Genomic DNA, 25,450 nt, shown 5'->3' on the forward strand with positions numbered 1-25,450 from the left:
GTTCTTTCTGCTCTTTTTTACTTCTCTTCATCACAAATTAATCACTTGATTAAATACTGATTAATTTTTCACATGTCGCATGAGAAATCAGCGTCTTATAATTAATCAAATGTTTAATATTTTGAGAGAAGATTGTGACGGAAGCGCATCGAAGGGCGGGAAGACCCACAGATAATATCGACGCAAGGAAAAAACTGATTTTCCACGCGCGCGAACTCTTCACCATTATGGCTTACGACAAGGTCTCTACTCGCCTAGTCGCGCAGAAAGCAGGCGTGAACGTGGCGATGATTCGTTACTACTTTGGCAACAAAGAAGGCTTGTTCGAGACCATGTTGCGCGAAACACTGTCACCGATGCAAAAGCAGATGCAGACGTTGGTATCCAACAGTAACGAGCAAAACTTTCTCGATCTAATGCGCACCTACTACCGCGAAATGATCAAGGTACCACAGTTCCCACGCTTAGTTGCCCAAGTTATGAATATGCCCCCATCGGAAACCCAACGCAAACTGCTCGAAAAAGTCTTCGCAGATATCAGTAAGCCAATGCAAGGCGTGATCTTTGATAAGTTGATCGACAGTGGCGTTTTACGAAAAGACGCCGACCCTCAACTTTGTCGCGTCTCTTACATCAGCTTGATGGTATTTCCTTTTATGGCACCACCAGCACTGCTCGCCATTCATGGCATTGAACTTTCTGAAGCCTTCTTGAACCGATTATTCGAACACAACATACAACTGATGAAACATGGATTTTTAGACTCGGGCGACCAATATGAAGATAAATAAAAAGCTGCTGTTCTTTCCTGCTCTTGCGGTGGGGGTCGTCATTCTGTTTTTGGCGATTAGCCTCAAACCAGATTTGCCCGTAAAACCCGCTGGAGATCGTGCACGGTTGGTCGAGACGATTCCACTTGAGCTCAAAGCCATTGCTCCAGTAGCCATAGGGTTTGGCAAGATCGCCCCAAAAGTGGAATGGAAAGCGATAGCCGAAGTGACGGGGAAAGTGGTCTACCGCCATCCGCAGCTGGAAAAAGGACAAGTGTTGCAAGCAGGGACAGAAATCTTGCGAATCGACCCACTCGATTACGAACTGAAACTGGTTCAAGCTCAAGCCGATCTCAAATCTGCTCAAACCTCTCTGGCTAAGCTGAACCAAGAAGAAGCGAATCTCAAAAGCACACTCAAGATAGAAGCCAACCGTCTGGTTATCGCCAACAAAGAGTTAGACCGTAAACAAAACCTACGTAAGAAAGGCTTAACCTCGCAATCGGATGTAGATCAGCAAGAGCAAAGCGCGCTCTCTCAACGTAAGTTAGTGCTGGATATCGAAAACCAAATCGGTTTGATGCCAGATGAAAAGCGCGTCGCAGAAGCCCTAGTAAAGGTCAATGCATCAAAGGTGGACGAAGCGAAACGTTCGCTTGATAAAACCATTATCACCCTTCCTTACGACTTGCGTATTGCAGAAGTCGAAATTGAGCAAAACCAAGTAGTTAACCTACAACAGACCATGGTGACCGGGCATGGTATCGATGTCATGGAAGTGGAAGCTCAACTGTCCATTCATGACATGCAAACTTTGGCGGTGAGCATCGGTGAGTTTGTTCGTGATGAATCTGGTATTCCACAACCAGATATGAATGCAATTCATGCCAACATTGAACTCAGCAGCGGTAACCTCTCTGCAAGCTGGCCTGCGAAAGTTGCACGCATCAGTGAAACGGTTGATCCAAGCCAAGCGACTGCCGGTGTGATTCTGGAAATTGAACAAGACTACCGTGCATTAAACCCAACGTCTGCGCCTCCATTGGTGAACGGCATGTTTGTGCGTGCCTTGATTGAGGGGCAAGAGAATCCGAGTTGGGTCATACCAGAGCGTGCGCTTCATGGCGATAAGATTTACCTGATGGGCGATGACAATCGTCTGCAAGTGGTGACGGTTGAAGTGTTATATCGCCGAAATAACCAAGTGGTGATCGATGGTGAACTAGAGCAAGGCCAGAAGCTGATCATCAACGATTTGCTGCCTGCGATTAACGGTATGCTATTGAAAGAGTCCCCTGAACAGTCAGAAGCGGTTATTGAGGAGTCTGATTCATGATCCGATTCTTCGCCAAGCACCCAACAGCAGCCAACTTGTTGATGCTAACGCTGTTGATATTGGGGATTTCTTCGCTTTCCACGATTAAGCGGGAAACCTTTCCTGAGTTTGATCCGCCCTACATCCTAGCCGGTGTGGTTTACCCTGGCGCTTCCCCGCAAGAAGTCGAAGAGAGTATCTGTGTCCGAATGGAAGATGCTGTTGATGGCCTTGCCAACATTGAAGAAACGCAATGTGAAGCGATTGAAGGCTCTGCGCGTCTTATCTTAAAACTGAATGAAGAAGCCGACATCGGCCGTATGCTGGTCGACGTTCAAACTCAGATCAACTCGATTAATGACTTCCCGCAAGAGATTGAATCACCTGTGGTACAAGAGCTAGATTGGAATGAGCCAGTTGTGGATGTCGCCATCACCGCAGATACCACATGGCCAGAGCTAAAAGCGTATGCCGAACAGCTTAAACGCACGTTAAAAATCGATTACGATGTCTCTTTGGTTGAAGTTGCTGGCTTCTCTGACCACCAATACCGAGTAGAGTTAGACACTCAAGCTATCCGACAACTTGGTTTGAGTGTTGGTGATATTGCGGACCAGATTGGTCGTCAAAACGTCAAGTTGCCAAGTGGTAATGTCGAAACGCCAGATAAGAACTTTCTGATCCGCTTTGACGAACGACGCGTGACGCCGGAAGAGCTTGAGACTATCGTCGTGGGCTCTGGTACAAATGGCTCAATCATCCGTCTAAGAGATATTTCGACGATTACCGACGGGTTTGAATTGGACGAACAGAAAGTCCTCTTCGATGGTCACCCTTCTGCCCTACTAAAAGTCAGCAAAAACAAAGAAGACGATGCACTGCGCATTAAAGAACGTGTTGCTCAATTTGTCGAAGAACAACAAGCCATCGCGCCAGACGGTGTGATGCTACAAATGACCAATGACCTTTCATCCGTGCTTTGGGATCGCCTGACCATGATGGTCAAAAACGGTTGGCAAGGTATCATTCTGGTCTTCGCCACCATGTGGTTGTTCTTTAGTTTTCGCTACTCTTTTTGGGTCGCAGCTGGTTTACCTGTTGCCTTCTTAGGTGGGTTATTTTTGATGGCGCAACTTGGCCTGTCCATCAACATCATGTCTTTGGTCGGGTTACTCATGGCCATCGGTATCATGATGGATGACGCCATCGTTATTGCCGAATCGATTGCCGCTCACCTCGACCGAGGAGAAGAGATCGATGATGCCGTGATAAAAGGAGTGAAAAAGGTACTGCCGGGGGTCATCTCTTCCTTTTTAACTACGGTGTGTATTTTCGGTAGCTTGTTATTTTTGCAAGGTGAAATGGGTGCGGTACTTAAAGCGGTTCCTCAAGTTCTGATCCTCGTACTGAGTTTAAGTTTGGTGGAAGCCTTCTTGATTCTACCTAACCACCTTTCTCACTCACTACACAAACAAAAGCAAGAGCGAAAAACACCGAAGTTCAAACAAAAGCTGCTCGCTTCTTTTGAAAACTTCCGCAACACCACCTTGGTCAACGCAGTGGATAAAGTGGTCGAGTATCGCTATGCCTTTATGGGCGGTGTGGTTGCCTTGCTTCTTATCTCCGCTGCCACGTTAGTAGGTGGTTTGCTCAAGTTCCAACCCTTCCCTGAACTGGATGGCGATATTGCAGAAGCGCGCATTATTCTTCCTCCGGGTTCTTCTCTGTCTCAAACGGAAGCTGTCGTCGATAAGATCGTCGCTTCCGCTCAAAAGCTAGATAAAGAATGGACAGAGAAAGTGGAAGACGGCAATCCATTGGTTCTGCACATCACTAGTCAATTCAATGCTAACGCCGACGCGAACGAATCTGGCCCTCACATTGCGACGGTACGTCTGGATTTGCTGGGCGCCGAGAGCCGTAACACACTCATCGATGAATTTATCGATGCATGGCGTGAAGACATTGGTGAACTTGCCGATCCTATCTCACTGGTATTTAAACAACCGACTATGGGGCCGGGTGGACGAGCGATTGAAATTCGAGCGAAACATGATGATCTTGATGCGCTCAAAGCAGCCTCTATCAACATTCAGCAATACTTGAATGAGTTTGACGGTGTCCATGGCGTGTTGGATGACATGCGTATGGGTAAAGAAGAAGTCTTGGTTAAACTGCGTCCGGGAGCGGAAGCTTATGGGATTAACGGCCAACTCATCGCCAATCAATTGCGCGCGGCTTTCTTTGGCCAAACCGCAGACGAGATCCAAGTTGGGGTAGAAAACATTTCCATCGAAGTTCGCCTCAATAAAGCGCAAGCTGGTGACTTACAGCAATTGGCAAACTTCCCAATAATCTTGTCCGATGGTAATCAAATCCCACTCGCGACCATTGCAACTTTGGATTTCCAGCGTAATTACGTAAGAATCCAGCGCATTGATGGCTTGCGCACTGTAAGCGTATTCGGCGAGATCGACAATACGAAAGCCAACTCAACCGCCATTATTCGTCAGTTCCAACAGGATGAAGCACCAACGCTTATGCAAAAGTATCCTGGTCTTCGCTTTGATTTTGAAGGTGAAGCCAAAGATACCGCTGAAACTGGCGCATCAATGGGTAAAGGCTTCTTGCTTGGTTTGTTTGGCGTGTTTGCGATTCTGAGTTACCAATTCCGCAGTTATTTGGAACCATTCGTCGTCATGCTTGCGATTCCCCTCGCTTTTATTGGCGTGGTATGGGGACACATCCTACTCGGTCACTCATTAAGTATGCCGAGTATGATGGGCTTTGTCTCACTAGCGGGGATTGTGGTGAATGACTCGATTCTGTTAGTTCAGTACATACGCCATCATGTCGATGAAGGGGATAATGTGCACGACTCAGTAGTCAAAGCCAGTCGGGAACGCTTTAGAGCAGTATTCCTGACATCAATGACCACTGCAGCAGGTTTGCTTCCGTTACTGACTGAAACCAGTTTGCAAGCACAGGTTATCCAACCACTGGTTATCTCTATCGTGTTTGGTATTTTCGCATCCACTCTGCTGGTGTTGTTTATGATCCCTGCTGCGTATGCCATTTTAGCTGACTTCGGCCTAGTCCATAAGCACGAAGAAATCTAAAACGACTGATAAGTAAACTTATCAAAATGCACAAGAGCGGCTTAGGTCGCTTTTTGTTCAATACCAATGCGTTAAAAAACACACAATCGCTTAACAAACAGAGGGTTATTGTGTCTCATTAAGTGTGAATATGAACAGTTAAGGATTAAGTATGTTGAGTTTTATATAACCAAATCAAATAACCAACACAAGATTTATAATATGTCTTATTGTCAAAAACGGAATTTCACAGAGTAAAAATACACGCAGGCAACACATTCACAATTTAAACTCACGATAATGAAAACATTGATTGAAGAATTAACATTTTAACAATCATTACAACAATGTTAACTTTAGCCTCGTTGGTCGTGCTGGTGGTAAGCCTCTCACCAAGCCTATTGTCAGTTTTATATGGACGTTCGACCACCTCCAAAATGAATAGACACCCAATTTGGTGCCCTTTTTTCGCCCGTGAAAGCATTTTTCGCGGGCTTTTTTCTTTAAGTTAAGTATGAACGCTCTGGATCAACTTTTTTTTGTCAACCTTTCGGATTTGGAGGTAGTATGTGAATCAATAAGCGGAGACAGTGCTAGCAACTCTAAAACATTTTTTTCAAAGATTTCATCCGCGTGTCTTACCCAATCTAAAAACTTTTTTTGAGCAAACATAGGCTCGATTTCATATAAAAATTCAATACTAAAGTAAAACTCATTTTTGATAGGCAAATTGTACACTCTTCGATAGTCTTTTTTATACTCCAAATTTCCTTCTACATATTTTGAAAATGTATTTTCACCAATCTTGATATCTTGGCATTTGATTGGAGGGTAACCACGAAGAAACTCTCCTACAAGGAACTCTTCTTTCGCTCTCTTTTTTTCTTCGTTTATCGGGTCCATTCCCCAACGATGATTTGCGTACGCAATGGCATCATTCATCAACTCTGTATGATCACCTTTTCGAGAGCCGTCAGGTGACTCTACAGCATGATAAAAATCCACGTACTCTTTCTCTATAAATGAAGATAGTTCATTAACACTAGTAATATATTTATCTGAAGATTTAATCCTTAACCGAATATATAAACCACCTTGTTTATTGATTGGTAATAGTGGATTTATTATTTTATTTTGAAAAGAGAAATAAATCGTGGCCAATTTTATAAACTTTTCATGCCGCTCTACTTTTGAATCAATATTGAACCGTTGTAATTCAATAAAATCTTGGTATACATGTCCTTCATATATGTTGTTCGGACACTCAAATGACAGCACTAAGTCATCTATCTGGAATACATTATGTAACAAGTTTGCAAAATCTGGCTTTCCTCGAAAGCCATCTTTATACATTTTAATAAGGCCCATATATCTAACCCTTGTTCTTTAAATATTCATCAATATCTTTTAAACGTTTACTAGCCATATTATTACCAGACATCATCAGTTGTCGTCGATAAGATTCCACACCGAAATAGGGTAATGTATGTGGGCTCTCTGTGACCTCTCCATTCATCACTAATCCCAAGAATTTACAACAACGAACGAGACTACTTGCAGATAATGGAGTTTGTCTCGCAGCAATATTTGGGACAATATCAAAGGGATTCGTTCGGGTTTTTGTGTAATTAACTTTCAAACCAAGCTGCTGTGCATTTTTCCCTATCTTCGTTGTATTTGTTCCCCCTGCATGCACAACGATTTGTTGATTCAATAATCTTAAGCTCGGATTATTTTTTCTAACATACTCAAGAGCAGAGTTAAAAATAATGGCACCTTGGCTATGCACTGTCCATTTTACTTCCTTACCCTGCTCTGCACATTGTTTCATTACTGCTGCTAGGTGTTGAGCATTGTGCGAAGTAAAACGAGTTTTGTCATAAACACATTCAATAAGGTCCAGCTTCGCATTATCAGAAGGGTTGTGAAACAACGTATACTCTGTTGGCTTATCTTCTTTGTACGCCACCTGCGTATGTACCCCCATCAGTGTCGCCGCTTTCTCATAATCATTCAACATTCCATTTACCGTTGCATGAAGCGTATTGACTTGATGAGTTACTTGAGCTTTAGTGTGGTCCCACTCAGCCAACAATAACTTTGCTTCATCATTGTTCTGCACTCCATTATACTCACCATTTTTACCTGTTTCTTTCTTCACATGATACATTTGGGTTCTTTGATGTGAATGCTTAAAAATAGACTTACCATGCAACTGTCGATCAAAAGCAATATCATGAATTACAACTTTCCCGTCTCTAAGGATACAAGTTAATAAGTAATGATAATTTTTGAAGGGATACCTAGTTCGAAATATTCGAAGCAATGGATTGCGTTTGTGTCTAACTACAGAGGGTGTGCTTGGATTAGATGAAAGAAAATACATTTCTTTGACAACTTGCTTCTGATCATATTCATTCAGAGACGCAAGCATGACGAGGGATTGTCTTGATAAGTATAGTTTTTTATTGCTAAAGAGTGCAGCTGAAAGTCTCACTCTTCCATGTAAGAATTGTTCAACCTCATTAACCGACTTATTATTTAGCCCAATGTAATCAAAAGCCTCTTTCCTTTCAATAAATTCCCAAGTCATTACTAATCCCTCTTCAAATAAAAGTGAACCACATACTAAGGTATTATGAAGGTCAAAAAGGAGATCGGATCTTTTCTAAATTTTAAATATCTAACATCACCTCCACTTTACTGAAATCTACACTTTTAAAAGTTACATCCGCTCCATCCAGCAATAGCTCATCAAACACGCCAACTATTGATAATAAGCTTGAGGATCTGATCTCCACCCATGAAATGAGAAACAAAAAAGCCAGCCTTAAAAGGCTGGCAAGTAGAGCAACAAGGTCAGTGCTTACTGCTAACTAACACCGAACTCGTATTGGATTCATTTTCGTCTGTTAGTCTCTTTTATCGGCGTTTATGACTTGCTTGCTTTCTCTTTGTGGCACGTTACCTTTACTAACTGTTCTTGCTCATCTTTAATGTTTTTCACGATACGCTCATCACGTGCGTGAATGGCATCCATGTTCATTTGCTGAATATCTGCTATAGCTTCATGTTTCATTTCAGAAAAGTCCTGACGTAAATCTGAGCTCCACTCCTCTTTGTCTAAAGTGTTAGCAGCAGCGATTGGTGATGACATTACAGCAATAAGACTTAGAGTAGATAGAAATACGCTTTTCATAATAAGCTCCTTGAGGATTAGCAGTTAATTTTAATTACAATTCATATATTGCACATACGATGCCAACTTTTATTTTGTTATTTTTCAACAGCTTAAATAAAACCTCATATTCAACGTTATCTTCGTCTGGTAAATTTCGCTAACCAAGTGTCAAATTAACCATGCGAATTTAAAACATTAGAAACATACATATTATAAATGCTTTGTCAGGCAGTTTTCTCATCAGATAATTACGTAACTGCCCACTAAAAAATCACTTTGAATCAAAATGCGGAAACAAAAAAGCAGCCCGAAGGCTGCTCCTAATCGTTAACATCAAGCTTGTTAACTCGATACGCTTGCTTCAACGCTCGACGTCACTGGCGACTTTCTGAAACGATTAATCAAACGATGGATAAACCTCTTAATCGATCTGAAAATATTTTTAATATCTTCAAGCATTAAATACAAACAAGGCACCAACACTAAAGTCAGAACCGTTGCGTACAACACCGCAAAGCCCAAAGCGACAGCCATCGGTATGACAAAACGCGCCTGCAAACTCGTTTCAAACATTATCGGCAATACACCCGCAAACGTCGTTATTGAGGTGAGCGTGATAGCTCGAAAACGAGCACAACCCGCCTCAACAACCGCTTGTTTGATGTTCATACCCTTTTCTCTCACTTGGTTTACGTAATCTGTCATAACCAGAGAGTCGTTGATAACCACGCCAGCAGCGGCGATCAAACCAAATGTCGACATCATACTGATGTCTAAACCTAGCCAGAAATGGCCCCAAATCGCCCCCGTCAGACTAAACGGAATGACGGACATTACAATCAAAGGTTGGGTATAACTTTTTAACGGTACAGCTAACAAGATGTAGACGATGATCATGCCTGCAATAAAGAACAAAATCTGTTCATTACGCTGCGCAGCCTGCTCTTCAATATCACCACCCAATTCTGTTTTCACACTCGAGAACGCTTGCTTCATATCCGGTAAGATATTGTCGTCAATGACCTTCACGATTTCTTGAGGTTCAACCAATTCTTCGTCTATCGAACCATAGACATAAACGGTTTGATACCCGCCTTCACGTCGAATGCTACTCACGCCCGGCTGCTCGTTGATCTTCACCACATCACCTAGCATGACCTTCTTACCTGCTGGTGTGGTAATCACAGCGTAACGCAATGATGAGAATGCTTCACGCGTCAGTTGCGGGTAACGCACCATAACTTTAATTTCTTCACCATCACGAATAATGCGCTGTGCTTCGCCACCATAAAAGCTGCCACCAACTTGCTCTGCGATCATGGTGAGATCCAGACCGAGATCGTACGCTACAGGCGCAAGAGACAGGAGTACTTCTTTGCTTCCAGAATCAATAGAAGATGAAATATCATATAACCCTTCTTCCTGCTGTAAACGCTCTATCAAGTAACGCCCAGCCTCGTTGAGCTCATTGATGTTAGAGCCAAACAACAAGTAGCCAAACTCATCTCTGTCACCACCACCCGCACTCTGCTCACGGATTTTGATGCTCTTCATACCGGGAATAACAGGCATAGCTTCACGCCAACGTCGAGCCAGTTCAAATGTATTGAACGGGCGTAACTCTTCATCAACCAGAGGTACTAATACACGACCTTCGGTGCGGCTTCTGTTGTAAGACAGCACATCACGAATCATTCCTTGACCATGTTCTGCAATGGTCTCAGATTCGATCTTTTGCATGACACGTTCAATAGTCTTGAGTGCACTGATTGTCTGCTCACTTGAAACGGTATCATTCATTTCAATAGTGATCGCAGGATAGTCAGTCGGCACTTTAGGGTTAGGGATCACCCGAACATAATTCGCGTTGATCAAAGCCGCGCTGATCAGCAGTAAACCACAGAACACCGCAAACACTGTCCAGCGCCAATGGGTGCATGTTGTTACAAAGTTACGATATGGACCATTTACAAAACCAAAAAAACGTTGGTTAAATCGGTCACGCCAGCCACCTGGTTTAACTGGCTTAAAATGGGTATGCGCCAAGTGCGCTGGTAGGATCAACTTTGATTCAATCAAACTGAAGATCAAACACAGAATCACGACACCAGCAATGCCGTAAAAGAAAGCGCTATCAATACCACTCGAAAGCAAGAATGGTGCGAATACAGCAATCGTTGTCAGAACACCAAATGTCGCTGGCGTAGCAACACGTTTGACACCGCGTACCACGTTCTCGACACCGCCGCCCTTTTCTTCGATTTCACTGTACGCACTTTCTCCCATGACGATGGCGTCATCCACCACAATTCCGAGCACCATGATGAAAGCAAACAGCGAGACGATGTTCACTGTAATACCCAAAGCTGGCATCATCATTACAGCACCGAGGAAACAGACAGGTAGCCCAATCATTACCCACATAGCCAAGCGGAAACGTAGGAAAATGGTCAGCATAATCGCGACTAATGCAGCGCCTTGCAGCAAGTTTTTCAACATCATGTCGAGACGCCCATTTAAATAATAAGTCGTATCAACTAAGACTTTGAGCTTAACATCCTGCGGCAATGTCTTGTTTTTTGCTTCAATATAATTACGAACGGACTGTGCAACAGGGATAATGTTCTGATCACGAGTTGCTTCAACAGACATGTAGATCGCATTTTGCCCTGAGTATTCAAAATAGCGCTCTTCTTCCGTAAAGCCATCTTTGATCGTGGCGATATCTTGCAGTAAAACCTTCGCACCATTTGCGCCAAGCTTTACAGGAATATTTCTAAACTCATCACCACGGTAGTATTGGTTTTCAATCCTTACTGCAATCATCCCTGAGTTTGTTTTTACTTCGCCCGCAGAAAAGTTAGCTGAATAACGGCTGATCGCGCTGCTGATATCGCTCAACGTAAGGTCGTATTTACGAAGAACAAGTGGGTCAACTTCAATCGCTATTTCTTCTTCTGGCGCACTCAGATACACCAGCATGACGTTTTCTAACTGAAGTAATTCATCTTCGATTTGCTTAGCAAGCGGTTTAAGCTCCTCGAGCGGTCGGTCCCCAACTAACCCCATTTCGATTACATCTTGGCGCCATTCAACTTGGTAGACATTGATTGGTTCCATACCCGCTGGTAAGTTAGACAAGGTATCAATACGTTGGTTTACATCATCCAAGACACGCTTGATATCGGCATTAACGTCTACCTCGATGGAAACATACGCGCTACCTCTAGAGGCCGTTGAGACTGCTTTTTTAATCCCGGTGACGTCTTTAATCGATTCCTCGACCTTAACGAGAATACTCTCTTCTATCTCTTGAGGAGAAGCGCCAGGATAAGTCGCACGAACATCAATGTAGTTCACCTCAATATTCGGAAACATCTGCCTTTGAATAAAGAGAAAACTCACCACACCCATGATAATGATGAACACCATCAAAAGGTTGGCAGCGACGGGATTATTCGCAAAATAGGCAATTAAGCCCTTTTGTTTAGTATCTTCCATGACATACTCCTACTTACTGTACGACGGTTTCGGAGTCGTCACTCTTTTTTGCGATTTGTACCGCCATGCCTTTTTGAGGGTACTCTGGTAAGGTCAGTACCAACTTATCACTTTGCTCTAAACCTTCGCCAACCAGCAAAAACTCACCTTCTGCTCTCAAAACCGTGACGGTTCTGGGTTGAAGTTGATTATCGCCATTCACCACCCACACGGTACGGTTTTTAACTAATTCCTGTGGCAAGCGGTAGATGTGCTTAAGTTCCTTACCAGTGAAGCTCACTTCAACGTAGGAGCCGAATTTAATTGGAGGCAGCTGGTTATCGACACCGTATGGGTCCGCGATTTGAATGACCATGTTAATCATTCGGGTAGCGCTATCAATCATGCCTAGATCACGAACTACTCGACCTTCTCTAGTGGTAGAAAACACACCTTGCTGCGTCACTGTCGCAGTGAGTTCACCAATGGATTCAGGTAAAAATGCACTATCAAAACCGGCAATGGGTACGTGCACCTCTGCCACTTCGATGTTGTTTAACGTGGCAACTCGAGAACCAGATGTAACAAATTGACCAACACCAATATCACGCTCAACAACCAGCGCATCGTAAGGTGCAACGACTTTGCAATTTTCTAACTCTCTTTTTGCTCGTTTGAGTGCCGCTTGAGCCGACTTCACTTGGGCTTGTGCGCTCAAAACGTGAGGTTTGCGTAAATACAGATCCGTCACTTGCTTATCGCTCAGTCTCTTTGCCTGACGTTTTGCCACTTCGGCTTTCGCTTGTTCCTCAATCAAGTTTGCGCGTGCACTAGCTAAATCGGCTTCAGCTTGTAAAACCGACGCTTCATAGTTGTCGCTTTCAATTGTGAAAAGAACCTCTCCTCGTTTCACGATGCCACCCGTTACAAAATTCGGGTGCCAACTTATCACTTCACCACTGACTTGCGCGGAAAGGTGTGTTTTTTCAAAAGGGACTAATTCACCGTGACTGGTAATCACCACTTTGTGATCAGTAGGAAAAAGAGAAGAAGCCTGAACAGTAGGTTCTGTAATTGCATCTTTGGTTGACTCTTTTTCCGGCGCAGTTGCGGCAATTGCAGCATATCCTGCATAAGAGCCTCCAACGACGACGAAGGGTAAAAGCCAACGTAATATGGGTTTTGCTAACATCGAAAATCCTTTTTTATTGTTGTTTTCAACACCACACTTTTATTCAGTCCATTGCTCCCGGTAAGCATGGTGGTGAGAGAATTGAATTTGAATAAACATCAAAGCGGCGCTTGCCTAGTCTTTTAAGCAGCGAACTAGATAGTTATTGCCAATTCAAAGTTAATAAAATTAACAAAAAATTAACCAACTGCGCAAGTTGCTCTGACTTAACTTTTATTCTAAACAGCAAATGACATGCCAAGCATTTATTTATTAAAAATCATATGGTTATATAAAAACCATTATTTTATCCAGTGTGCTACTGGTCATAATCACCAGATATTAGTGATTATGACCAATACGGCCATAATGATAATTAAAATAAATGATTATCTGCGCTCTAAAAGTTGAACTTGGTGCAGGCTCTATGGCAATTCATTGATTAATCGCTCGTTATCAAACGGTTCTGGGTGCATGTGGCGTCAGCTTAAGTCTATAATTTGGAGTAGGTAACACTCTGTAAGACAAGGAAATGTGCTTTGTTACAAACGCTCGCCAAGTTGCTCTTCCCCTCGCTGCTCACTATTTTATCGGCATGCTCATCCGTATCGTTGAATGACGCCAGTGAAAAGTCCACCAGCTTTCAGCTCGGTTATCAAAAGGATTCTGTTCTTGCGCAGTACTTTGAAGCTTACGGGAGAGATCCTAAGTCCATAACTGGCTTTGCACCGTTAAATCAGGGACACGATGCCCTTCTTGCTCGAACCTCTTTGATCGAGTCCGCCCAGAAAAGTCTTGATCTTCAATACTATATTTACCGTGGTGACGAAACGAGTCAGCTAATAACGTGGCGCTTGTATGAAGCGGCAAAGCGTGGTGTTCGAGTAAGGCTGTTGCTTGACGATATGCAAAAGCGAAACGACGATGTGATGGCTGCCCTCAATGCACATCCTAATATAGAAATCCGCTTATTTAACCCGCATCAGTATCGCGACTCCCGTTGGTTCGCTCTTGCTAGCGATTTTGAACGTCTTAATCGTCGTATGCACAATAAGTCTCTGATTGCAGACAGTGTTTCCGCCATTGTCGGAGGTAGAAATATCGGCAATGAATACTTCTCTTTTGAATCGCAAGTTGAGTTTGGTGATTTTGATCTTCTGCTCTATGGTGAGGCGGTACAACAAACTGCCGATCAGTTCGACCTCTACTGGAATAGCGCCTATTCGATACCAATGGAATGGATTACACCGAATTCACAGCAAATTACCGACCAAGCGATTCAAAAGCAGGTCAATAAACTCCGGTTAGAGGAAAAGTTTTCAACCGGCCGCTATGACTTCACTCAACTGGATATGTACCAAGATCTAAAACAAGGCAAACTCAAGCTCTACTGGGGAGAAGCGAAAGTATGGTTTGACCTGCCCGATAAAGTCGCGACCCGAGAGAGCCAACTTATTGATAATTTAACGGAACTGGTTAAAAGTGTTGAGGATTCATTTGTGCTCATTTCTCCCTATTTCGTTCCAACTGAAACAGGTACTCAAGCATTAAGTAACGCGGCCAAGCGAGGCGTTGATATCACGATTGTGACCAATAGCCTCGCGTCTAACGATGTGTTTGCCGTGCATGGTTGGTACGCAAAATATCGAAAAGATCTACTCGAAGCTGGAATCAAGCTTTGGGAAGTAAAAGCGAGCGCGAAACTCAAAAGTAAGTGGAGCCTCACGGGGAGTAGCAGAGCAAGTTTACACGCTAAAGCAATGACGATTGATAACAAAACACTTTTCGTTGGTTCGATGAACTGGGACCCACGTTCGGCCGCTTTGAATACCGAAATGGCCGTTGTTATCGAACAGCCAGAATATGTGCAAATGTTTCTAGAACAACTGCCGAATCAACTGTCGAGTAACGCCTACGCCTTAACTCTGCGCGACGGGGACATTGTCTGGACCGACGTAAAAACAGGCGAAGAATACGACTCCGAACCAGAAGCAGGAGTATGGCGAAAAATGGGCGCTTGGTTCTCCGGAATATTACCGATTGAAGATCAGCTATAACAGCTGCCAATACTGCAAACCTCCCCAGTCAAGCAAAACAAAATGGACGCTAGTTTTGGGCAGGGGACACAACCAACATAAGGAAGTTCAATGCCAGCGCAATGGAATGAATACTATCAGAAAATTTTAAGCCAACCTCACCGCCCAAACGTGGAAAATGCCCTGAACCTACTTAAGATAGAAGGCAAAGTCGCTCTCGATATTGGCTGCGGAATAGGTCGAGACAGCCACTTTCTCCTCGAACAGGGATTTAAGGTTCACGCATGTGATAGCAATGAAAATGCAGTAAAAACTTGTTTAACACGCTTTGAAGGTAATAAACGATTTTCGGTTTCGCAGTGCTGTTTTACTGAATTTAATTACCCTAAGTGCAGCTTGGTTATCGCAAATGCCAGTTTGTTCTTTTGCCCTGACACAGGCTTCAAACAAGTCTGGACAAAAATAGACAGCGCATTACAACCGGGCGGTATCTTCTCCGGCGATTTCTTGGGAGTGAAAGACTCCTGGGTTACCTCCGAAATGCACCCAAACATTACCGCATTAACAAAAAAGGAAGTGGAAAGCTTATTCGAAGGTTACGACCTCATTTCATTGCATGAAAGAGATGAAGACGGGACCACTGTAGTCGGAAGCCAAAAACATTGGCACATGTTTAGTGTGACCGCTCGAAAGCGCTAAAAATGGTCTCTCAGTAAAGAAAGCAGCACTTCAAATCAGTGCTGCTATCAGAGATTAATTGACGGGATACACCACTTCAAAACGCTCTAAAACCAGCGTACGTTTCTCATGCCAAGCGATGTTCAACTCATCGCATTCAGCTTTAAAAAATGCAGTATGAGCATCACGCCACCAGTTTAAGGTTCTATCACCTTCGCCTTCTGCGAAGGCAAACTCTGCGGTTACATCCTCATATTTGCATGTACTTACGTCAGTAATTCGTATCACGCAAACCGGGTCCCCATCCCAATTCGTCACTACTTGTAAATGACCGACTTGGGGCATGATTTCACCATGCTCTCGATACCAAAGCTCCAAACTGCACGATGCAGTTTTCTGTCCAATACGAACCAAATCTGCGCATACATTCGCGTTGTATTCATCGGCACAATAATAGTCAGCACTGACTGATGGTACAGCTTCCCTTTGTTCTGGTGATAATAATTCTAGGAATTGTTCTAAGTAATCCTTAGCTCGCGCGTCCATGCTCACTCCATTAATCATAAATTCGCAAGGAGGATAAAAGATATCACAACAAATAACCATCAGGAACAAACTGAAAAACAACAAGAATATGACTTCTACGAAGACGACTGTTATTTCTTTTGTAATAACTTTGCTAAACGTTTGTGCTATTTGCTATTGTTGCATGGTCTATCTGTACTCTTCTCGTGAAAGGACGTTATATGCGCTTATTTATTGGTATTTTTTTCTCGCTGATACTTGCCTTGCCAACAATGGCATCGGAGGAAAAGTATTCAGAATCGGATCTGTTAGATAGACCATTAATGGAACGCTATATTTTAGATGAACTAAAAGCGCTGCGTCAGGACTATCAAAGCCTAGAAAAGCGAATGATCACAGAGATCACCGATCGCGAGCTAACGGTCGCAGATAAATCGTTGAACTATGCCAACGTGACCGTTACATACTTCTTCTACATCATTGCTGGTGTCGCATCGCTGATTGCCTTTGTCGGATGGCAATCTCTGCGCGAGTTTAAACACAACACCAAAGAGATGGCTGATAAACGATTGGAGAAGATCGCCCAAGAATACGAGAAAAAGTTTGTCGCCCTTGAGCGAGATTTAAAACGCAAAACTCGCATTATCAGCGAAAACAACAAAGAGATTGAGAAAATCAACGAGATCCATAACTTATGGCTACGTGCACAAAGCTCTCAAACTCCAGAACAACGTATTGAGATCTATGATGAAATCTTATTAATTCGTCCAGGTGATTTAGAAGCGTTGACTTACAAAGCCGACGCAGCGATGGAAATCAACGAATACCATTGGGCACTTAGCATTTGTAACCGCGTACTTGAAGTCGATTACACCAACGGCCCTGCACTGTATCAACGCGCGTGTGCATACTCTCGCCTTGGTATCGAAGAGCAAGCTATTGAAGACTTGGAACGCGCAATTGAATACAGCCCATCCATTCGTGATTTACTTGCCGAAGAACGAGACCTCGAATTGCTGCACGGTAATGAGCGTTTTGAAAAGCTCTTACATCTAGCAAGCGAATAATGGAATAAACAGCATGAGCAGCCACTTTAATCTAGAAGACGCTAGCCAAGTATTGGTTGGCGCTTTTGCCCTAGCAGTCCCGATCTCATTTTCGGAGGAAGCGTGGCGATTGGGTGAGAGCCTACCAATGGCAAACTTGCTCATGCTGTTAAGTCTTTCTGTCATTTTCCTCAGTTTTTTCGCGTATCAAAGCGTGTTTCAAAGCCACATCAAGAATCGCGTATCCATCTTTATTTTTCGTGTGGTTATCGCGTACCTCATTGCGGCAGTTGTGGTAGCGTTAGTTCTTTTCTGTCTTGATAAGCTGCCACTCATGAATGAGCCTTTGGTTGCGATAAAGCGCGTTATCGTCATCACAATGCCTGCTTCGATGGGCGCGATCGTAGTCGACAGTTTCGACAAAGAATAGAGATAATCGCTACTCTTCTTCTAACGTTAAGTTCGACCCCGAGTGGTCTTTCCCTAATACATCTTCTGGGTTTCGCAGTGCGCAGGTTTCTAACGACAAGCACCCGCAGCCAATGCATCCGCCTAAATCGTTTTGCAACGCTTTAAGTTTTTGAATCTTTTGTTCTAACTGTTCATGCCAATGGCTTGCCATTTCTTCCCATTGCGCTTTGTTAGGGGCTTGGTGTTTCGGCAGTTCATCTAACGCATGTTTAATTTCTTCTAACGACAACCCAACTTGCTGCGCTGCTTTGATCACCGCAACACGGCGCAACACACTGCGATGGTAGCGACGCTGATTACCTTGATTTCTCCAACTCGAAATCAGTCCTTTTTGCTCGTAAAAATGTAGGGCAGATACTTTCACTCCAGAACGTTTTGCCACTTCTCCTACGCTGATTTCCATCCTTGACTCCCTGTATATCAATTTTGTTAAAAAAACGCTTTACCTCAAGTTTACTTGAGGTTTTAAAGTTGCACCATCTTAATTAACGCTAAACCCCGGCGAGCTCAAGATAATGTGTTCAGCGCGAACGACTTGGTTGTTAAACACAAGACAGTTGGACATCAACCTTTTGAAATACATCGGGAGTTAGAGGCAAACATAATGAAAAATAAAACTCAGCCGTACTTAGCTGGCCGCTTCTTCGACAGTATCTCCTCTGGCTTATTCATGATGGCGCTGCCATGGGTCATGCTTTCCGAACCTAACATGGGTACATTCGTCGCTTTAGTTTCTCTGAGCTGCACCGCGATTTCTTTTCTAGCAACGCCTTTCTTTTCCACTTTAATTGACCGACATTCACGCAAAGTACTACTCGTGCTCAATCAATGGATTCAATCGGGTATGGCTTTGGTGGTGTTCATTGCTTATTGGTTAGGGTTTGAGTCACACTGGTTACTGGCTTTTGCACAATTGGTGTATTGGGTTTCGAGTAATTTTGCATGGACGACCAACAACGCCTTCACCCAAGAAAATTATCAGCACCATGAGTATGCGAAAATTTCGGGTCAGCAAGAAATTGTAATGCAATCCACAACCCTCGGAGCTGGCGCGTTGGGTATTGTTTTGCTTGAAATGTGGGGTATGAAAGAGTTTGCTTTGTTTGCGGCCAGCGCCTCTGCGTTAGCAGCGATGTTCTATATTCTGACGCCTTATACCCAACAATTAAGGGCATCAAAATCCGTTGCTTTCATCGCGCAACTCAAAGAGAGCAAACAAATATTCCGTCTCGAACCTCGATTTTATGGCTTTATTCTGCTCTCTTGCCTCTCTTATCCTACATTGACGTATTTGAGCAAACTGGTGCCGATTTGGTTTTCTGAACAAGGCATCTCTGGCGATTGGTTTGCAGGGTTCAACATCAGTTTTGGCCTCGGCTCGTTGCTAACCGGCTTTATTGTCACCAAAGTGCTAAGCCGTGCCTCCCATAGCCACATTATGTTCGCTTCGATGGTTATGGTCTCTTTTGCGCTTATCGGTATGAGTTTTGCGATGAGCCCGCTGACCATCTTATTGTTTACGGCGCTGTTTGGCGTATTTAACGCGCTAAATCGCATTGCGAGAGTCAACTGGATGCATCATACCGTAGCGGTTCATCAACGAGGTCGCGTCGATGGCGGCATCAGCATGTTTGCCACCACCATTCAATCTCTCAGTTACGTGTTAATCGCGATGTTAAGTCATTACGAGCTAACACAATACGGTTTTGCAATAGCAGCTGTTGTCATGGTGTTAGCAGTGGTTTTGATGGGATTACTCAGCCGAGACGTCGAGCCGTTTAACGACCTGCCCCTTCATGCAGCAGCAAAGTGAAGCATAGAAGTTGAGAAGTTGAGAAGTTGAGAAATTGAAAAAGCGAGATTAAGAAGGCAACCAACATCGTCTTCCTATTTTTTACGCCAGCACTTTTGCCTCTATCGCTTATCAGCAAGGTTGGGTATTCTGAGGTGACCAACATGAGCAGGGGGAAATCGCAGTGAACTTAAGGCAATTAGAAGTCTTTTACGCCATTATGCAAGCAGGAACGGTGTCAGGCGCGGCTCGCTTACTGCACGTTTCCCAACCTAATGTCACTCGAGTTCTCGCCCATACAGAACAACAACTGAGCTTCGCTTTATTTGAGCGTGTAAAAGGTCGCCTCGTTCCCACTCAAGAAGCCAAAGCCTTATTGCCAGAGGCTGAAAAAGTCTATCAACAACTCGGACAATTTCGCTCTCTGACCAACAAAGTCAAACAGGGAACTCAACATTTACGAGTCGGTGCCCCGCCTGTTTTGGCCGCGCACTTGTTAGCGCCGACTGTCGCGTTGTTGTCGAAAGAGCACGGCATCTCCTTTGAGCTATTAACGGCCAATCGCGATGAGCTGTGCTCAGGATTACTGAAACATGAACTGGATGTCGCCATTGCGTTCGGTGAAGAAACACCACCAGCGATCATGGGGCACGTGTTATTGAAAGAAAACTTAGCACTGATCGCTCCTAAAAGCGCAGCGATACCCGCAGAAAAAACCGTCATTTTAGAAGAACTCATCAGTCACGATTTACCCATTATCGGTTTAGATAGCCGAGACCCTCTGGGCTTGCTGTTACATCAAACCTTGTCAGCGCGTGACGAGCATTATCAACATGCCATTACCGTCCGCAGCTACTCCGCGGCGGCTGAACTGGTGAAAAACGAAGCAGGATTCGCGATTGTAGACCCTTGGACTGCAAAACAATATCGCCAAGATAATGCCGTTTCCGTGCATGCTTTGGAGCCAAATATGTCCTTCTCTGTCTCTATTTTATTCGCAGAGCACACACCTCAATCCATTGCGACAAAGCAATTTATCACCGCTCTAAAACAACAGATGGTTTAAAGGTATAACCTGAAGTTATACCTGCCTAACAAATAAGCATTCGGTTTCCTAAATCAGTCTGGCTAAATTAATGAGCAATAACGATGACGAAGGGAACCATCATGCAAATTGCTCAACCTTACCTACTTTTTCTTGGCGATGTAACCGATCCACTTGCAGCAAAAACCGCGCGTGGCATTTACCAATGGCGACCTGAGATTTGCCTTGGCCAAATCCGCCTGACGCCAGAAACCGTATCGCTTGGTTTAACCGACATGACAATACAACAAGCGCAGCAGCAAGGAGCAAAAACGCTGGTGCTCGGCACGGCAAATCCAGGAGGCGTCATTCCCGAAGCTTGGCAAGCAACCTTACTTGAAGCGGCAGAGATGGGATTTGAAATTGCATCGGGCATGCATCAACGTTTGGCGGAATTTTCTCCTCTTGCCGATCTAGAACAACGCGGATTAACCAAACTGTATGATGTTCGCCATTATGATGCCCCGCTCAAGGTCGGCAATGGCAAAGCTCGTGCAGGCAAGCGAGTACTTACTGTAGGAACAGATTGCTCCGTTGGCAAAATGTACTCTGCCCTTGCCATTGAGCATGCATTGAAGCGTAAAAACTGTCGTGCAGAGTTCAAAGCAACGGGTCAAACCGGAATTCTCATCGCAGGCAGTGGTATTTCGATTGATGCTGTAGTTGCCGATTTTATCTCCGGCGCAGTAGAAGCGATCAGCCCTGAGTTCACCGATCACGATTGGGACATCATCGAAGGGCAAGGTTCATTGTTTAACCCTTCATTTGCTGGCGTAAGTTTGGGCTTACTTCACGGCGCACAAGCTGACGCTCTGATACTGTGCCATGAGATTGGTCGCCCGCACATCCGCAACTTACCACATGCGAGCTTGCCAACCATTGAACAAACGATAGAAGCGAATCTGGCCGCTGCTCGCCTAACAAATCCAAACGCTCAATTAGTGGGTATTTGCTTAAACACTTCGGCGCTCAGCGAAGAAGATGCTGCCCAGTTATGCCAGGATTGGAGCGACAAATACCAAGTGCCCGTCACCGACCCTGTACGTTTTGGCGTTGATGCGGTTGCAGATAGGCTCCTTACGATTTAAGAAACATTTACGGTTTAGAAAATAACTGTGGTTTAGGGAAAACTAGTGAGATGAAAATTCATGTAGAACCTGTCACGCTTGCCATGGCGACACCATTTCGCATCTCTCGCGGCAGTCGGACAGAGTGCCACGTAGTCCGAGTGACCATTGAACATCGAGGCATGACCGCCCAAGGTGAATGCACGCCATACCCTCGTTATGGTGAATCGGTTGAATCGGTGATTAAGGCGATTTCTCACGCCGCACATGAACTGCAAAGTTTGTATGCCAAAGGCGAAGCTGATGTCATGGTTCTCAAAAGCCAGCTTCAATCGTTATTACCCGCAGGGGCGGCAAGAAATGCATTGGATTGCGCCCTTTGGCATCTTCACGCGCTTTTGAGCCACAAGCAGCAGGTTAACGACCTCTTTACGTTACCAGAGGCGATTGTGACGGCGATGACGGTTTCTATCGACACGCCGCAAGCGATGGCAAAACAGGCACAAGCTTACCTTAGCCAAGGCGCAAAACTGCTTAAGGTAAAACTGGATGGTGAAAACGTGATTGAGCGCGTTGCAGCAGTACGCGATGCCGCGCCGCACGCGCAAATTGTTTTAGATGCGAATGAAGCGTGGCAAGGCCTCGATCTCGCGACAGTATTTGCTCAACTCGAACCGCTAGACATCACCATGATCGAACAACCGTTGCCACAAGACTGCGATGACGTACTCGCTAGCATTCCGCACCCCATTCCACTTTGCGCCGATGAAAGTTGTCACACCAGAGAGCAATTGCATCAGCTGGTTGGCAAATATGAAATGGTGAACATTAAGCTAGATAAAACAGGTGGGCTCACTGAGGCACTATTATTAGCCGACGACGCCCAAAAACTCGGTTTTAGCCTCATGTCCGGTTGTATGTTGGGGACGTCGCTGGCGATGCGTGCTGCCTTACCCATTGCTGCTCAGGCAAGCGTTGTCGATCTTGATGGCCCGGTGTTGCTCGGACAAGATGTAACGCCAAGCTTGGTTTATCGCGACGGCGAAATCGTTCTTTCCAAATAGCCTAAACAATCCAGAGGTTTTGCTCCAAAAGTCAGAACCTCTGAGTTTATGATATCGATTAAAAAACAATCAGCCCCATCATGAAATAAGTCACATAAATTATATGGTTATTGAGGCATGCTAAGATTCCAGTAGTCCAAGAAGGTGGTCTTATGCATCGAGTCATCCGGAAAATGACGTGGAAAACGAATAGGCGGTAATCCCGCCCTACTCCAATGCAGTGCGTGGGTTTCTATAACAACCCACTTCCTAGCAATTCGTAGGTTTTTCACGCCATCTTGCAAGGAGGCTCTATGCCTATCAACAAAATACGCAATATCGCTTTTGTCGGCCAAACCGGGACCGGTAAAACCACGCTGATAGAAAAACTGCTCTTCACCTGCGATGCCACGCACCATTTAGGCAGCGTAGAAAAAGGCGATACCGTTACCGACTTCGACCCTCAATCCATCCAATATCAACACAGTATTGAAGCAACGCCAGTCGCACTGCGCTGGAATAAACACCGGCTCAATATCATCGACACTCCGGGACAAAACGAGTTACTTGGCCGTACTATCAGCGTTTTTCCTGCCGTTGAAACATCTGCCCTTGTCATCGCCCCTCAAACCCCACTTAACCAAACTTCCGATCGCTTATTCACCTTTGCTAAAGAGCAGCAAAAATGTCAGATGATCATCATCAATAAGCTCGATAACCACGGTAATCAGTTAGAAAGATTGATGGAGAACATCGTTGAGCATTTTGGTGACCACTGCTTGCCGATCAACTTACCTTCGGCTGACGGGGAATCTGTAGTTGACTGCTATTTCGAACCAGAATTGGGACGAGAAACCTTACTTGCAACGGTAGATGAAGCTCATGAGACCTTAATTGACCAAGTCATCGAAGTCGATGAAGAACTGATGGAACTGTATCTGGAACAAGGCTCCGAACTCACCGCAGAGCAACTGCATGATCCGTTTGAAGAAGCACTGAGAACTGGACATGTGATTCCGGTCTGTTTTGTCTCAGCACAAACCGGCGCGGGCGTCGAGTTGCTGCTGCGCACCTTGGCGGAGATCATGCCCATGCCAAACGAGGGTAACCCTCCTCTACTGGAAAAGAACGGCAAAAAAATCAAAGTAAATTGCGAAACCTTAGAGCACACCGTCGCACACGTGTACAAAGTCAGCGTCGACCCATATATGGGAAAACTTGCCTACTTACGTGTGTATCAGGGTGAAATCAATGCGGGCAGCCAGCTTTATATTGGCGAAAGCAACAAGGCATTTAAAGTTGGGCACTTATATCAACTGCAGGGCAAAGATAGAACCGAGATCCCTCGCGCGCTTGCAGGCGACTTCTGCGTTTTAGCCAAAGTGGATGATCTCGAATTCGATTCAATCGTTCATGACTCTCACGAAGAAGATGGAGTTCAACTCAAAACGTTGGACCTTCCTGACTCCATGTATTCTTTGTGCTTGAAGCCTCTTAAGCGTGGAGATGAGCAAAAATTAGGAGATGTGCTGAATAAAATCGCCAGTGAAGATCCTTCGCTGCGCATCGAACATCGCGCTCGCACCAACGAAACCATCATCAGCGGACAAGGGGAGTTTCACCTCAAAGTCGCATTAGAAAAGATGGCGAACGTGTACAAACTGGACGTCGAAACCTGCCAACCAAGCGTCGAGTACTTTGAAACCATCACCAAACCTGCCGAAGGGCATTATCGACACAAAAAACAAAGTGGCGGTGCAGGCCAGTTTGGTGAAGTGCAATTGAAGGTTCGTCCACTCGAGCGTGGCGCCGGATTTAAGTTCATCAACAAAGTGGTGGGTGGCGCCATTCCAACCGCGCTCATTCCTGCTGTTGAAAAAGGTATTTTGCAAGCGTTAGAGGAAGGCGCGATTTCTGGCAACCCAATTAAGGATGTGGAAGTCACCGTTTATGACGGTAAATATCACTCCGTCGATTCGAAAGAAATTGCATTTGTCATCGCAGGTAAGAAAGCCTTTTTAGATGCGATTAACAACGCCGATCCTATTGTGCTAGAACCCATTGTCCAGATGGAACTGCACATCCCAACCGCGAACGTTGGCGATGTTTCTGGTGATTTATCTGGAAACCGAGGCTTGATCGAAGGCACCGAGCCAATCGACAGCAGCTTCACCTTACTCAGAGCCAAGTCACCAGTAAACGAGCTGCAAGATTACGCTCGTCGATTACGCTCCATCACCGGTGGCGAAGGCAGCTTTAGTATGACCTTAAGCCATTACGAGCCCGCGCCACCAGCAGTGCAGAAGCAAGTCTGCCAAGGCAGTGCACAACAAGGTTAATTCCCTACGATTCAAATCAATCATACAAATAAAAAAGCGCCCTCATTTTGAGGGCGCTTTTAGGTAAAAGAAAAATTATTTATCGAGAGACAAACCTATCTGACTGATTTTGCTTTCAAACTCTTCGATGCTGTTCGCTTTGTAAGTCGGAGCACCGTTAAAGTAGCGCGGTTTCTCTGGCAGCATCGCATTTTTCAGCTCTTGTTCTTGATCGATATTGTCATGGTAAACCGTTACACGATTTGGAATATCCTGCTTCATTACAGCCATTTTGGTTCTCCTTTATTAAGACGAATAGTAAGCGTAGAACGAATTTATCGGAGTACAGGCGTAACTGTGTAAAATTTAGACACC

The 25,450-nt window shown here is 44.6% G+C and carries 20 protein-coding genes; 12 read left to right on the top strand and 8 right to left on the bottom strand.

Annotation, left to right across the window (positions count from 1 at the left end; genetic code table 11):
* The first annotated feature begins 134 nt into the window (after positions 1 to 134).
* From R7P80_RS13805 to R7P80_RS13815, 3 genes are read left to right on the top strand one after another with little or no spacing between them, the layout of a single operon-like run.
* Positions 135 to 791 carry a TetR/AcrR family transcriptional regulator gene (locus R7P80_RS13805; protein ID WP_225491681.1) on the top strand — a complete coding sequence of 219 codons (657 nt, stop codon included), beginning with the start codon at positions 135 to 137 and terminating at the stop codon, positions 789 to 791.
* The gene (locus R7P80_RS13810) at positions 778 to 2,106 is read left to right on the top strand and encodes an efflux RND transporter periplasmic adaptor subunit (protein ID WP_053307186.1); all 1,329 of its coding nucleotides are present in this window, start codon (positions 778 to 780) and stop codon (positions 2,104 to 2,106) included. Before R7P80_RS13805 ends, R7P80_RS13810 begins: the two co-directional genes overlap by 14 nt.
* Positions 2,103 to 5,204, top strand: coding sequence for an efflux RND transporter permease subunit (locus R7P80_RS13815; protein WP_225491680.1), 3,102 nt, complete (start codon positions 2,103 to 2,105; stop codon positions 5,202 to 5,204). Before R7P80_RS13810 ends, R7P80_RS13815 begins: the two co-directional genes overlap by 4 nt.
* A 507-nt stretch (positions 5,205 to 5,711) precedes the next feature.
* Here the strand turns inward: R7P80_RS13815 and R7P80_RS13820 are convergent.
* The 5 genes from R7P80_RS13820 to R7P80_RS13840 form a co-directional block, all read right to left on the bottom strand.
* Positions 5,712 to 6,551 (bottom strand): hypothetical protein, encoded by an 840-nt coding sequence (locus R7P80_RS13820; protein ID WP_025767990.1) that lies wholly within the window; start codon positions 6,549 to 6,551, stop codon positions 5,712 to 5,714.
* A 4-nt stretch (positions 6,552 to 6,555) separates the two neighbouring features.
* Entirely contained in the window at positions 6,556 to 7,776 is a 1,221-nt protein-coding gene (locus R7P80_RS13825) for a hypothetical protein (RefSeq protein ID WP_025767991.1), read from the bottom strand.
* A 339-nt stretch (positions 7,777 to 8,115) separates the two neighbouring features.
* A complete protein-coding gene (locus tag R7P80_RS13830) occupies positions 8,116 to 8,382 on the bottom strand; it encodes a hypothetical protein (protein ID WP_005373876.1) in 267 nt (88 codons plus the stop codon).
* 324 nt (positions 8,383 to 8,706) lie between these two features.
* Positions 8,707 to 11,865: an efflux RND transporter permease subunit gene (locus R7P80_RS13835; RefSeq protein WP_158155752.1), complete on the bottom strand. Its 3,159-nt coding sequence runs from the start codon at positions 11,863 to 11,865 to the stop codon at positions 8,707 to 8,709.
* A 13-nt stretch (positions 11,866 to 11,878) separates the two neighbouring features.
* A complete protein-coding gene (locus R7P80_RS13840) occupies positions 11,879 to 13,036 on the bottom strand; it encodes an efflux RND transporter periplasmic adaptor subunit (RefSeq protein ID WP_149192155.1) in 1,158 nt (385 codons plus the stop codon).
* A gap of 518 nt (positions 13,037 to 13,554) precedes the next feature.
* Here R7P80_RS13840 and R7P80_RS13845 point away from each other — a divergent pair.
* Positions 13,555 to 15,072 (top strand): phospholipase D family protein, encoded by a 1,518-nt coding sequence (locus R7P80_RS13845; protein ID WP_149192156.1) that lies wholly within the window; start codon positions 13,555 to 13,557, stop codon positions 15,070 to 15,072.
* A 90-nt stretch (positions 15,073 to 15,162) separates the two neighbouring features.
* Positions 15,163 to 15,750: a class I SAM-dependent methyltransferase gene (locus tag R7P80_RS13850; protein WP_017635142.1), complete on the top strand. Its 588-nt coding sequence runs from the start codon at positions 15,163 to 15,165 to the stop codon at positions 15,748 to 15,750.
* Positions 15,751 to 15,804: 54 nt separating this feature from the next.
* On the opposite strand, the gene R7P80_RS13855 is transcribed toward R7P80_RS13850, so the two are convergent.
* Positions 15,805 to 16,275: an ASCH domain-containing protein gene (locus tag R7P80_RS13855; RefSeq protein ID WP_149192157.1), complete on the bottom strand. Its 471-nt coding sequence runs from the start codon at positions 16,273 to 16,275 to the stop codon at positions 15,805 to 15,807.
* A 200-nt stretch (positions 16,276 to 16,475) separates the two neighbouring features.
* On the opposite strand from R7P80_RS13855, the gene R7P80_RS13860 reads away from it, so the two are divergent.
* Together R7P80_RS13860 and R7P80_RS13865 are read left to right on the top strand one after the other, a co-directional pair.
* On the top strand, positions 16,476 to 17,321 hold the full coding sequence (locus tag R7P80_RS13860; protein WP_005373890.1) for a tetratricopeptide repeat protein: 846 nt from the start codon (positions 16,476 to 16,478) through the stop codon (positions 17,319 to 17,321).
* A 13-nt stretch (positions 17,322 to 17,334) separates the two neighbouring features.
* Entirely contained in the window at positions 17,335 to 17,730 is a 396-nt protein-coding gene (locus R7P80_RS13865) for a DUF2391 family protein (protein WP_005373896.1), read from the top strand.
* Between the two features lie 9 nt (positions 17,731 to 17,739).
* Here R7P80_RS13865 and soxR read toward each other — a convergent pair whose 3' ends face one another.
* A complete protein-coding gene (gene soxR, locus R7P80_RS13870) occupies positions 17,740 to 18,174 on the bottom strand; it encodes a redox-sensitive transcriptional activator SoxR (protein ID WP_005373898.1) in 435 nt (144 codons plus the stop codon).
* A gap of 201 nt (positions 18,175 to 18,375) precedes the next feature.
* Here soxR and R7P80_RS13875 point away from each other — a divergent pair, with 201 nt between their 5' ends.
* The 5 genes from R7P80_RS13875 to fusA all read left to right on the top strand — a co-directional run bounded on the left by R7P80_RS13875 (position 18,376) and on the right by fusA (position 25,096).
* Positions 18,376 to 19,584 (top strand): MFS transporter, encoded by a 1,209-nt coding sequence (locus R7P80_RS13875; RefSeq protein ID WP_225491679.1) that lies wholly within the window; start codon positions 18,376 to 18,378, stop codon positions 19,582 to 19,584.
* Between the two features lie 163 nt (positions 19,585 to 19,747).
* Positions 19,748 to 20,629, top strand: a complete 882-nt coding sequence (locus R7P80_RS13880; protein ID WP_025767997.1) for a LysR family transcriptional regulator — start codon at positions 19,748 to 19,750, stop codon at positions 20,627 to 20,629.
* Positions 20,630 to 20,730: 101 nt separating this feature from the next.
* A complete protein-coding gene (dgcN, locus tag R7P80_RS13885; RefSeq protein WP_225491692.1) occupies positions 20,731 to 21,735 on the top strand; it encodes an N-acetyltransferase DgcN in 1,005 nt (334 codons plus the stop codon).
* Positions 21,736 to 21,785: 50 nt separating this feature from the next.
* Entirely contained in the window at positions 21,786 to 22,778 is a 993-nt protein-coding gene (gene dgcA, locus R7P80_RS13890; RefSeq protein WP_154204194.1) for an N-acetyl-D-Glu racemase DgcA, read from the top strand.
* 293 nt (positions 22,779 to 23,071) lie between these two features.
* Positions 23,072 to 25,096, top strand: a complete 2,025-nt coding sequence (gene fusA / locus R7P80_RS13895) for an elongation factor G (RefSeq protein ID WP_154204193.1) — start codon at positions 23,072 to 23,074, stop codon at positions 25,094 to 25,096.
* 75 nt (positions 25,097 to 25,171) lie between these two features.
* Here fusA and R7P80_RS13900 read toward each other — a convergent pair whose 3' ends face one another.
* Positions 25,172 to 25,366 (bottom strand): hypothetical protein, encoded by a 195-nt coding sequence (locus R7P80_RS13900; protein WP_005373920.1) that lies wholly within the window; start codon positions 25,364 to 25,366, stop codon positions 25,172 to 25,174.
* Positions 25,367 to 25,450: the final 84 nt, after the last annotated feature.

Source organism: Vibrio sp. 2092, from assembly GCF_033339635.1.
GTDB classification, from domain to species: Bacteria; Pseudomonadota; Gammaproteobacteria; order Enterobacterales; family Vibrionaceae; genus Vibrio; species Vibrio alginolyticus.